Source organism: Bacillus changyiensis (assembly GCF_027706145.1).
Lineage (GTDB): Bacteria > Bacillota > Bacilli > Bacillales > Bacillaceae > Bacillus > Bacillus changyiensis.
The window spans coordinates 764984-777336 of record NZ_JAQFWW010000002.1; the positions used below are offsets into that span (position 1 = coordinate 764984).

The 12353-nt window shown below is 38.3% G+C and carries 10 protein-coding genes; 6 read left to right on the forward strand and 4 right to left on the reverse strand.

All coding sequences use genetic code 11. From position 1 onward, the window contains the following. Positions 1-8: 8 nt before the first annotated feature. Genes iolD through iolA form a run of 4 tightly spaced genes read right to left on the reverse strand, consistent with a single transcriptional unit; the run spans position 9 to position 5234 of the window. A complete protein-coding gene (iolD, locus tag PDT38_RS11030; RefSeq protein ID WP_270801414.1) occupies positions 9-1916 on the reverse strand; it encodes a 3D-(3,5/4)-trihydroxycyclohexane-1,2-dione acylhydrolase (decyclizing) in 1908 nt (635 codons plus the stop codon). Positions 1917-1940: 24 nt separating this feature from the next. Next, the gene (gene iolC / locus PDT38_RS11035) at positions 1941-2918 is read right to left on the reverse strand and encodes a 5-dehydro-2-deoxygluconokinase (protein WP_270801417.1); all 978 of its coding nucleotides are present in this window, start codon (positions 2916-2918) and stop codon (positions 1941-1943) included. 25 nt (positions 2919-2943) lie between these two features. Next, positions 2944-3759, reverse strand: a complete 816-nt coding sequence (gene iolB / locus PDT38_RS11040) for a 5-deoxy-glucuronate isomerase (RefSeq protein WP_270801422.1) — start codon at positions 3757-3759, stop codon at positions 2944-2946. Further along, a complete protein-coding gene (gene iolA / locus PDT38_RS11045) occupies positions 3759-5234 on the reverse strand; it encodes a methylmalonate-semialdehyde dehydrogenase (protein ID WP_270801425.1) in 1476 nt (491 codons plus the stop codon). The genes iolB and iolA overlap by 1 nt, the downstream gene beginning before the upstream one ends. A 261-nt stretch (positions 5235-5495) precedes the next feature. Between iolA and PDT38_RS11050 the strand changes: the two genes are divergently transcribed. The 6 genes from PDT38_RS11050 (at position 5496) to PDT38_RS11075 (ending at position 12300) form a co-directional block, all read left to right on the forward strand. Next, entirely contained in the window at positions 5496-6251 is a 756-nt protein-coding gene (locus tag PDT38_RS11050; protein WP_270801428.1) for a DeoR/GlpR family DNA-binding transcription regulator, read from the forward strand. A 44-nt stretch (positions 6252-6295) separates the two neighbouring features. Next, on the forward strand, positions 6296-7231 hold the full coding sequence (locus PDT38_RS11055; RefSeq protein ID WP_270801431.1) for an aldo/keto reductase: 936 nt from the start codon (positions 6296-6298) through the stop codon (positions 7229-7231). 694 nt (positions 7232-7925) lie between these two features. Next, positions 7926-8627 carry a response regulator transcription factor gene (locus PDT38_RS11060; protein WP_270801434.1) on the forward strand — a complete coding sequence of 234 codons (702 nt, stop codon included), beginning with the start codon at positions 7926-7928 and terminating at the stop codon, positions 8625-8627. Between the two features lie 3 nt (positions 8628-8630). Further along, complete coding sequence (locus tag PDT38_RS11065) at positions 8631-10082, forward strand: sensor histidine kinase (RefSeq protein ID WP_270801436.1); 1452 nt, start codon at positions 8631-8633, stop codon at positions 10080-10082. Continuing rightward, positions 10082-11197: a WD40 repeat domain-containing protein gene (locus tag PDT38_RS11070; protein WP_270801746.1), complete on the forward strand. Its 1116-nt coding sequence runs from the start codon at positions 10082-10084 to the stop codon at positions 11195-11197. The genes PDT38_RS11065 and PDT38_RS11070 overlap by 1 nt, the downstream gene beginning before the upstream one ends. A 272-nt stretch (positions 11198-11469) precedes the next feature. Beyond that, the gene (locus tag PDT38_RS11075) at positions 11470-12300 is read left to right on the forward strand and encodes a polysaccharide deacetylase family protein (protein WP_270801438.1); all 831 of its coding nucleotides are present in this window, start codon (positions 11470-11472) and stop codon (positions 12298-12300) included. The last annotated feature ends 53 nt before the right edge of the window (positions 12301-12353 follow it).

Consider the following 12353-nt stretch of genomic DNA (forward strand, 5'->3'; position numbering starts at 1 on the left):
GCCTCCTTTTAGTATTGTTTGGCAACCTTCAACATTTTTTGTTTGGTCTCAAATGCTTGCTGAACCCGATGGTTTTCTGATACTTCGGCAACACCTACATGCCACCAGCTATCATAACCAGTAGTCATCGTCTTCGGCAGAACCTTTATGTCAATTAATGTGGAGACAGCTTGCTTTTTTGCATCTTCCAGTGCGGCTTTTAACGCTTCGACTGTATGGACTTGATAGGTTTTGGCTCCATAACCCTCAGCAACCTTTCGATAGTCAATATTTAAAATTTGCTTGTCAGCGGTTCTGAACTCGCAATGATAGCTTCCTGATCCATGATCCATTTGGAGATTGCTAATACACCCGAATCCTGAGTTATCAAACAGCAGAATGTTTATTTTTTTGTGATATTGAATAGCTGTGATGAACTCTGAATGGAGCATGAGGAAACTTCCGTCACCGACTAAAGAATAGACTTCTTGATCAGGGTGAGCTAATTTCAAACCAAATGCCCCTGAGACTTCATAGCCCATGCATGAATAACCATACTCAAGATGATACGTATTCACTACATTTGCATGCCATAAACGTTGCAAGTCTCCCGGAAGAGAACCAGCCGAACCAATGATCACACTATCCTCATCAATCGTTTCATTAATTGTTAACAATGCTGTTGTTTGTGGGAGTTCGGTTTGCAATGTATCGGCATATTCATTCAGTACTTCTTGAGAAAATTGACCTTTAATTTCAGGTTTAAAGCCTTCTCGTTTAAAGGTCATCTGACGAAGTCGATCACGTTCTGCCAGCCAGTCTGTTTTCAGTTCCTCAATGATTGAGCCATATTGACTCTGATATCCTTTTAATAAATCGTATAATTTTTCGAGGGTCACCTTTGCATCTCCAACAACCTGGAATGCGTCCAGTTTGTAGGCATGCATTCTACTAACATTAATATTTAAAAACTTTGCCTGATCAAAAGCTGTCTTGGAAGCCGTAACAAAATCGGTGTATCTTGTACCGATCCCAATCACAAGATCGGCTTGATGGGCCGCTTTGTTGGCTGCCAGTGTCCCTGTGACTCCCATCCCACCTAAGTTATTGACAAAATCAGCTTCTACAGTTGATTTACCGGCCTGTGTTTCTACTAATGGAATATTGTAATCTTTAGAAATAGCGATTAATTCTTCATGCGCTTCGGAATACTTGGCTCCGCCACCAACGATGATGAGTGGTTTCTTACTCGACTTAATTAGCGCTGCTGCACCTTGTAGCTCACGTTCGCTTGGCATGTTTCGGTCGATATAATGAACACGTTTTGCAAAAAAACTTTCATCAAAATCAAATGCTTCACCTTCGACATCTTGAGATATACAAATCGTGACTGGTCCTGCTTTGGCTGGATCTGTCATCACTTCAAACGCGCGAATAAGACTGCTCATTAATTGCTCAGGACGTGTAATTCGATCCCAGTATCTTGACACAGGCTTTAGGCAATCGTTCGTGGTAACCGCCGCACTGTGCTCCTGCTCAATTTGCTGAAGGACAGGATCCGGCTGTCGAGTCGCAAATGTATCGGCAGGAATTAACAGAACGGGAATGTTGTTGGCAAGCGCAGTCCCGGCGGCGGTCACTAAATTAGCCGCTCCAGGACCGACAGATGTTGACACAGCAAAGATCTTTCTTCTCAGCATTTGTTTACTATAAGCGATTGCCGCATGAGCCATTCCTTGTTCATTTTTACCTTGAAAAACTTTTAAATGACCCGCATCTTGTTCAAGTGCCTGACCGATCCCAACCACATTTCCATGTCCGAATATTGTGAAGATTCCTTCGACAAATGGTGTTTCTTGACCATCAACATGGATATACTGCTGATTTAAAAATTGAATGAACGCTTGTGCTGTCGTTAAACGAATTTTCCCCCCCACAAACATTCCACCTTTCTTTTCAACTTAAGACTGCACTGCAATCAAGTCTTCGATTTCTTCAACAGTTGGCATCGCATCAGATGAACTGTGCTTACTGACAACGATTGCTGCAGAGGCACTTCCATATGTTAGTGCTGTTTGAATATCTTTACCTGTCACAAGTCCGTGGATAAATGCCGCGGCATATGAATCACCTGCTCCAAACGTTTTCAAAACAGTTGTTTGATATGCAGTCGCCCTAAATACATCACCTGACTTGCTGTATGCGTAAGAGCCATCGACACCATGCTTAATGACAACGAGATCTGCGGAATGTTGAAATAAATGTTGAACAGATGCTTTATTGCTGCCTCCACTGCGCTTCTCCATGACATCAAATTCATCCCGTGTACCGATCACAATGTCTGACTGTTCAGCCACGATTGAATAATATAGTGCCGTTTCCTCTGCCGAGACCCATGTATATGGACGAAAATCAAGTTCAAAGACAACTTTGACGTGCTGTGTTTTCGCGAGTTGAATCGCTTTTAAAACAGCTTCACGAGAAGGGCTTTTAGCGAGTGCTGTTCCTGAGACCAAAAGGAGCTTGGCTTTGGCTATATAATCTTCGTTTACTTCTGAAGGGTCAAGGTATAGATCTGCGACATCATCACGATACATTAAGATACTGCATTCTTGAGGACTTTTCATCTCGGTAAAGGCAAGGCCCGCCTTATGCCCATCTTTGTCAATGACCATTTGCGATGTGTCCACACCCATCTTTCTCATATACGACTCAATGAATCTACCATGCTGGTCGTCTGGGATTTTTCCAATAAAACCAGCCTTCAATCCTAATTTGGCACTACCGATTGCAATGTTCGCCGGTGAGCCACCAACATATTTAGAAAATGTCATCGTTTCTTCGAGTGGACGATGATATTCAACTGCATTTAAATCAATACATGCACGGCCAATTGCGACAATATCAAATTGTTTTTCCTCAGCAAATCTATAAATCATCTTAAACAGCCACTCCTTCTGCTTGTTAACGTTCTAAAATCCATTCGTGATCAGGATCATGATGAAATTTCCACTTCCGCGTCGGACCTGCCATGACATTTAAATAATAGGATGTATAGCCATCTGGGACACCCACCGGGTGGTATCCTGCCGGAACAATGACAACGTTTTCATTTTCTACAGTCATCGTCTCATCAATTGAACGGTCATCTGTATAGACGCGTTGGAACACGAAACCTTGATCAGGCTCGATCTCATGGTAATAAGTTTCCTCTAAAAATGATTCTTCAGGTAAATTGTCTTGATCATGTTTATGGGGTGGATAACTGGACCAGTTTCCACTATCAGTATAAACTTCAACGACCAACAGACGATTTGCAGAATGGTCTGAATCAGAAAGGATGTTGTGAACCGTTCGTTTATTATGATACTTCCCCCGCTGTTCAATGCTGTTATCTTCAGCTTTAATCCATTTTGTCGGTAGCTGTTGTTGAGAAGGAGCATAGCAAAGGGCTACCCTTGCTTGAGTGACGGCAGTGATGTTAAAAGGATGGTCATTTGATATGTAAACACTATCGGTTGGTTTTTTCTCAAAAACGCTTTCTCGTGTGCCGATGTTCGGATATGTTTGCTGATGATCAGATACGGTAATCTTCCCCGTCAGCGCAACAATACAGCATTCTTGTTGATACAATTCTTCTTCATAACGAGCATTTGGGATCAAGTCGAGCACTTTAAATTCGACATAACACAGCTTAGCATCTGCTTTTTTCACTTGATGGACAACCTTGACACCTTGTGAACGTTCAAATACCTCTGGCTTTCGCAACAAATGGCTCATCAAAACATCTCCTCACTAAAATCTGGGGTCGGATATCTTGCCGTTACGACTTTCTTACGTGTATAAAAATCGACACTATCTTTGCCATTGGCATGTAGTGTTCCGAAGAATGACGACTTCCAGCCTGAGAATGGAAAGAATGCCATCGGTGCCGGCACACCCAAATTAATGCCGAGCATTCCGGCATCAATATGTTCTCGGAAATAACGGATAGCATTGCTATTAGAAGTGAACAAACATGCGCCATTGGCAAATTCCGATTTGTTGGCGATCTCAACCGCTTCTTTTAAATGTTTTACTCGAATCACAGACAAAACAGGTGCAAAAATTTCATCTTTCCAAATCGTCATATTTGTTGTGACATTGTCAAAGATCGTCGGACCGATGAAATAACCTTCATCAGAAACATGTTCACGACCATCACGAACAAGTCGTGCACCTTCTTCAATGCCTTTTTCAATATAGTGAAGCGTCCGTTTCTTGTTGTCTTCCCGAATCACCGGACCGAGGAACACACCGTCATCAAGCCCGTTTCCAACTTTAATGTCATTTGCTTTTTCAAGCAATTGATCCATAAATTGATCAGCAATCCCCTCTTCTACAGTTACAACGGCACATGCCATACAACGCTCACCAGCAGAGCCGAAAGCAGCCCCAATAATATTGGTTACCGTGTCATCTAGGTTGGCATCATTCAGAACAATTGTATGGTTTTTAGCCCCTGTCAGTGATTGAACCCGTTTTAAATGTTCGCTTCCTTTTTGATAGACATACTCCCCAACTGATTTAGATCCAACAAATGAAACCGCTTTAATATCAGGGTGTTCGAGAATACCGTTAACCACATCATGAGCGCCATACACCACATTGAAGACACCTTTTGGAAGCCCGGCTTTTTCAAATAGTTCAACAAGCTTTTCTACCAAAAGTGGCGTACGTTCGGAAGGCTTTAAAATAAATGTATTACCTAAAGCAATCGCCATCGGAAACATCCAGCACGGAACCATCATTGGAAAATTGAATGGTGCAATACCACCGACGACTCCAATTGGATAGCGATAGTTTACCGCTTCAACATCTGTTGCAATCGTTGCCAGTGAATCCCCCATCATCAATGAAGGTGCCCCCGCAGCAAATTCAACATTTTCAATGCCTCGCCCTACTTCTCCCAAAGCTTCTTTTGTATTTTTTCCGTTCTCAAGTGTAATCAGGTGGGCAAGCTCCTCTTTATGCTCTGTGAGCAGTTGCTGGTAGTTAAATAGAATTCTAGCCCGTCTTGGAACAGCAATTTGGGACCATTTTTCAAATGCTTGGGCTGCTGCTTTCACCGCCATATTAATATCTGCTTGTGTAGATAGAGGTACTTGACATAGAACGTCTTTTGTTGCCGGGTTGACAACATCTTCATAATGATCGGTTTTACTTTCAACCCATTCTCCATTGATATAGTTTTTTAACTTTCTGGCTTCTGCCAATCTTATAGCCCTCCTTCAAACAAACAATTTACACAAAAACATCCATGATTATTAATTGTTGATAATTTCTTGGTTACATTCTAATTTGATTTCAAACATAAGTCAATCATAAATATCAGTTTTACCAAAAAGATAAACAATCTACTCAACAAGAAAATGGTGGTTTGTTGCAAAACCAAGTGACCAATGCTATCATTTTTTTAGCAATTATTGATTAACTTTTGGATTTTATCCATAAAGACTGAAAAGGAGATATTTCGTATGAAGTTAATGAGGGTAAAGGAGATGGAAGAATATATTTTAGCCAATGGCACTGTTTCTTTAGATAAATTATGCCAAGTTTTTAATGTCTCCAAAAATACGGTCAGACGCGATATTAATAGACTAGCTGAAAAAGGTGTGATTAAAAAAGTATATGGCGGTGTAACAGCCATTGAGAAAATGTCGTTAATTCCATTTGAAAATCGGACAATTCAAAATAAAGCGGCTAAAATAAAAATTGCCCATTACGCTTCGCGCTTTATTGAAGATGATGATCTCATTTTTATCGATTCCGGCACAACGACCCAACCCATTTTAGACATGCTCGATTCAACTAAACAGGTCACGGTTATCACCAACAGTTTAGACATTATCAATACTGCTGCAACTCTAGAAAATATAAACTTAATCGTGATCGGCAACAATTTTAAGAGACAAACAAAGTCATTTGTTGGATTGGATGACCCCGCTTCTTTGAATAAATATAATATCAACAAGGCTTTTATGGCGGCAACAGGCGCTTCTCTTACACACGGTTTAACAAACTCTGATATGCTTGAATATGAAATTAAAAAGAAAATTTCTGAAAAAGCAAACGAAGTCTATTTACTTGCTGACCATTCCAAATTCGGAAAATCAACATTGCTGACATATGCACCATTTAGCAGACTTGATTGTATTGTAACGTCAAAACCGCTTGATCAGGACTATGAAAAGTACTGTCATGAACACAATATCGAAATTCATCTGGTATAATATGTTATTGAGTGAGCCACTAATCATTTTGGGAGGGAAAACCGATGAAAAATGTAAAAATGGGAAAATCAGATTTACATGTCTTTCCGATTGGTTTAGGAACAAACGCAGTCGGAGGCCATAATCTCTATCCAAATTTGAATGAAGAAACAGGGAAAGATCTTGTTCGTGAAGCCCTTAAACATGGTGTGACATTATTGGATACCGCCTACATATACGGAGTTGGCCGTTCTGAAGAATTGATTGGGGAAGTTCTTCGTGAATTTAATCGTGAGGATGTCGTGATTGCAACAAAAGCCGCCCACAAAAAAACAGGAGAAGGCTTTGTCTTTGATAACTCCCCCGCATTTTTAAAGACATCTGTAGATGAGAGTTTAAAACGGCTAAAAACAGATTATATTGATCTATTCTACATTCACTTTCCAGATGACCATACACCGAAAAGTGAAGCAGTTGGAGCCCTTGATGAACTAAAACAAGCGGGAAAAATCAAGGCGCTCGGCGTATCCAACTTCACCATTGAACAGTTAAAAGAAGCTAATCAGGACGGCTTGGTGGATGTCTTGCAAAGCGAATATCATTTATTAAGCAGAGAAGCAGAGCAGACATATTTCCCTTATACACAGGAGCATAACATCTCATTCGTTCCTTATTTTCCACTCGCTTCAGGATTGTTAGCCGGAAAATATAATGAAAACACAACATTCCCTGAAGGCGATCTTCGCAGAGAAATGGAACAATTCCAAGGGAGCCGCTTTCAAGAAAACCTCAAAAAAGTTCAGCAGCTCACATCGATAGCAGAAAAGCACAATGTCGAGATCGCCCATATTGTCCTCGCTTGGTATCTTGCACGACCTGAAATTGATATGGTGATTCCTGGGGCAAAACATGAGGCACAGTTAAAAGACAATCTCAAAGCAGCTGACATTCAACTTTCTCAAGCAGACATTACGTTTATCGACCAATTGTTTGCCAACTGAACCAATTGGGGCGTCCAATAAGTTTGACGATTGGACGGCCTTTTTTTATATAATCTGATCATATCCCGACACTGTATATCGTTTTCAAAGATTTCCTCAGCGTATCAGATCAATACCTACTATTCATTTTTAATGCTAGTTAGAATGTCCAGTTCAACTTCTCTCGTTTTATATCTTCTTCACTTCGCAACTTGAATCGCATGTTTTAAATGGCTTCACTAACTATCAGATTGACTAACTCGACAATTTTGGGTCTTGTCGGGACTCCAATGATCCCCTAATGACCGCTTTCACATATTTTCCTATAACTAATTGTTAAGGGTCAGCTAGCAATAACTTCTCGATGAAGTTTTCATATGTTCTCCTTTATCGGTACTGCAAAACATATAGAAAATTACAATTCCCAAAAAGTAATATTTGGAAATCATTTAAGTCCATAACGATAACCGTCGAAAATAAGAGAAAGGCTACAAACAGCTAATAGAAAACACAAATAAGCCATACTAAACTGGCGGTATTTTTCTACATCCTTAATTAGGAATTACTTATCGCTTGGCTCCCTATCTCATTAATGCTAATATCATGCCATTGGTCATACAATTTAATCTATAGAAGGGTGCTATAATAAATTCATATTGACACACCTGAGAGATTTCTAGAATTCTAAGCTTAAATTTAGAAATGAGTGATTTTTATGGATAAAACGAAAATACTTATTATTGAAGATGATGAACCAATTGCAGATTTGCTTTCATACGGGCTTACAGCGGAAGGTTTTCAAACATGCATTGCTAATAGTGGAGCTCTAGGAATGCGTCAACTAGATCAATTCAAACCAGATCTTCTACTGCTCGATTGGATGTTACCAGATTGTAGCGGACTGGATATTTGTAAAAAGGTAACTGAGACCTATAATATTCCTATACTTATGATCACCGCAAAATCAGATATTGCAGATAAAGTGCTTGGATTGGAATTCGGGGCAGATGATTATATTACAAAACCATTTGATTTGCGTGAAGTTGTCGCTAGAATTCGTACGATCATTCGGCGTCTAGAACAATCTCATCATTTGAACGACAGAGAAACCTCAAAAAGGAATGATATTCGGTTTAAAAATATTGTGATTATTCCAGATGAAAGACTAGTAAAAAAAGACGAAATGCCTGTCGAGTTGACTCCTAAAGAATTTGACTTGCTGATGACTTTATTTAACCATCGAGGAAAAATTTTCACCCGCTCAGAGCTGTTAGAATTCATCTGGGGCTACGATTTTTTGGGCGATACACGTACAGTAGATACTCATATTCAAAGACTCCGGAAAAAGCTTGATGCAAGCGATTTGATTATAACAGTGTTTGGCGTCGGATATAAATTTGTGAAACAGGAGGAATAGAGATTGTTACGAACCATCAAGAGTAAATTTATTATTGGCTTTTTTCTCATCTTTTCTCTCTCATTCCTCATCCTCAATCAAACAGTAAAAAAAATGATTTTGTCAAGTAATCAAGAAATTGTCACCTCCGATTTAGTTGAACTGAAGAAAAATAGCATTGTATATGTAAACCAATCATTTTTAATCAATCATTATAAAAACAATAAGCTCTATTTTGGCGACATGGCAGATGACATGGTCAATCATTTAAGTCATTCCACAGAAAGCAATGTCAGTGTTTATACTGTAGATGGTCAATTGTTGTCTTCTTCTGCTAAGAAAGTGTTTGCTAGAAGCAGTGATGATGATCTTAAAAAAGCGATCAACGGCATGACTGCCTATCATATTACCTACGATCGAAACAAGGCAGAGGTTTTTTTCTCTTATCCAGTCGTTATTGAAGGAAAAAAAGTAGGCATATTACGCTTTTCAAAAGATTTTAGTCTACTCTATAAACAAAGTGGAGAGATTTTGGATATTATGTTTTATATCGCCCTTGCTATATTTGCGGTGGCATTCCTTTTCTCCTATATCCTCTCCAGACATATCACGATTCCTCTCGTCAAGTTAACAGAGGCATCCTCAGAAGTCAAAAAGGGCAAGTTAGATGTGGAAATTAACTTCCGGAGAAAAGATGAGATAGGTCAGCTCGCTACTAATTTTAATGATATGATCACCAGAATTAGAGAGCAAATTTCAACTATTGAAAGAGATCGGGATCGGTTAAAAGAACTGAACGAACAAGAAAAACGCTTTTTTGATAATATTACCCATGAACTTAAAACACCTCTAACGTCTATTCAAGGATATGCCGAAATCATCAAAGTAAAAGGGGAATCAGATCAGAACTTTTTTAATAAAGGAATGAATCATATTGTTGAAGAAAGTCAACGTCTTCACAACTTGGTGATAAAACTCCTTGAAGCATCCCGAGAAACTTCTAGGAATGATCAATTCGTTAGGGTTAACACAGGGGAAATTTTAAGAGATGTATGTGAATCTATGAAGTTTCGGGCAGAACGATATAAGAAAATGATCACCTTTGAAATTGATGAAAACCTATATGTGTATGGTCAGGTGAATAGGCTGCGTCAACTTTTTATTAATCTGCTAGATAATGCTATCAAATACAGCTTAGCTAATTCAGAAATAACAGTTACAGCTAAGATCGTTGAAGAAAAAGTTATTTTTATGTTCAAAAACCCAAGCGCTTCATTTGAAACTGCCCAATATTTGAAAATGCTTCAGCCTTTTTATTCAGTAAACCAAAAAATTATGGAAGAGGGAAGTGTCGGTTTGGGATTAAGCATTGTTAAAACAATTGTTGACGAACACGGGGGATTCATCAAAATGTTCAACAAGGAACAACATACAATGGTTATTGTGGAAATCAATCATATGAAGGTAGAGAAATGATGATGAAAAAAAAACAGTTTATCATATGGTCAGTGGTACTATTGTGTCTCGTCATTTTTGTATTCAGTCATAATGTGGGAAAGAGTTCGGAAACCATTATCATACCAAGTCATGAGGAAAACCATATTGAAGATCAGAAGATCCACCCCTTTCAAGTGAAGACGATATATCGTCTCCCTGAAGTAGATCAATTGCTTGGGTGGTCTTCATCGAACTCTATTATTGGTTTCTTTATAGAAAAAGAAACTTCTGAACGTAGTCATCTTCAGCAGCTTTCTTACCCCTATGAAAAACCTAAATTACTAAAAAAGATTGAAAGCAACAATAACAAATTGAAGATGTCACCAGATGGAAAAAGTATCATCGAGGAAAATAGTACATCATTGAAACTGATTTCGTTGACGAACGAAAAAAAAATAGAAATAGCTAGTTACTCCTCTAACCAGCAATACTTTGGAGAAATTTCTTGGTCAAATAATAGCAGATACGTTTGTTTTCTGGTCATAAATACTAAAAATAATAAAGCGAACGTCAACGTATTTGATACAGATTCTAAAACTCTCAAAACGTACCCATTGAAGGGTTTTGGCTCGATGGACACGTTTACAAAAGTTAACATTTCTGATAATGGCCGTGGCTTGCTACTCATGATACCAACCAACCAATCCGGACAACAATACAGCATGATGATGGGAACCATTAGCAATAAGGGGTTCAATATTCAGTACCAACGTCAGATTAGCCATGGCGAGCCTGTTTGGTTAAATAATGATCAACTTGTATTCCTAGGTAATGGCGAAACATTGTACGAATACGATCGCCGAAACAAAGAGCTTTCTGTACTACGCGAAAAAGTAGCCTTTTTCAAATTCTCAAATGATCGAAAGAAAATTGCTTACTCTCTATATGACAAGGACAGTATTTATGCAGGCAAGCTTCAAGGGAAAAATATCCTGTTTGAAGAACCGATATACCATGGCACCATACCGGAAGAAATATATTGGAGTCCAGATAGTAACAATCTACTCTTTTATGGTCAAAAGCAATATTCTGCTGCGGAAACTTCACCAGCAGGATTTTATAACAATCAAGCTTATATTATAACATTTAAATAGCTTATTGATTTACTAAAAACCTTATTTTGGTATTCAACCGAAATAAGGTTTTTTAGTTTTTAAAAATTTCCCTCTCGTCATATCTACAAAATATATCTTTCTTCTTTTTGTGACATTTTGTTTACAAGTTGATCAAACTACTGCGACATCTTCATTCTATATTTAAAGAGCGTTATTTATATCAAACTTATCTTTAACCATCAAAAAGTTGATGTGAAAAGTTTTATAAGAGTCCTAGTAAAAATAATATCTATAGTTAAGGAGAAAAGAAAATGTCAAATGCCCGAAAAAAGAGTCGTAAAACGAACAGAATGAGAAAAATAGTGTTAGGTATATTAACGGTACTGTTTATCACTTTAGGATGTATTTCTTGGGATGCACTTGCTGGTTCAAAATCAGACTCAACAAGAGGAAATACAACTATGTTAAAGCATATTTTTAAAGATAGAAAAATAGGACATCAAAATTCAGTAGGAAAAAAAGATCCTTCGAAAACACCGCTTGAAACTGGTAAGGTCGTCTATTTGACTTTTGATGATGGGCCAAACCCAATTGCTTCCGAAAAAATTTTAAGTTTGCTTGATAAATATAATGCTAAAGCAACATTTTTTATGTTGAAACCTCATATCGAGCAAAATTTAGACATCGTCAAGAAAATGGTTGACCGTGGTCATTCCGTTGGATCACATGGAGTGACACATCAAGTATCTCAAATCTATAAATCTCCCGAAAGCTTTGCAAGCGAAATGAACGATACACTTGCCGTTATCAATAAAGCAACTAACAGCAAATCACATTTGATTAGAGCACCTTACGGGTCAAAACCTTACATTACTGCTCCATTTAAAGCAGTCATTAAGCGCGATCATTTCAATCTTTGGGATTGGACTGTTGATTCAGAGGACTGGAAGTTAGCAAATGGTGCATTCGTGAATAATACAATTCAGCAAGTAAACAACCTTGTTGATACAAGACCACTTGTCGTGTTAATGCATGAAAAGCCAACTACTGCCGCCCATCTAGAAAAGTTACTGGAATACTTCCAGAAAAATGGCTATGAAATGAAAGCTCTCCATGATTCGATGGAACCCATACAGTTCTAAAAAAATAACAAATTAAATGTGTAAGTAGATATATAGCAATTGAAAAAAATATT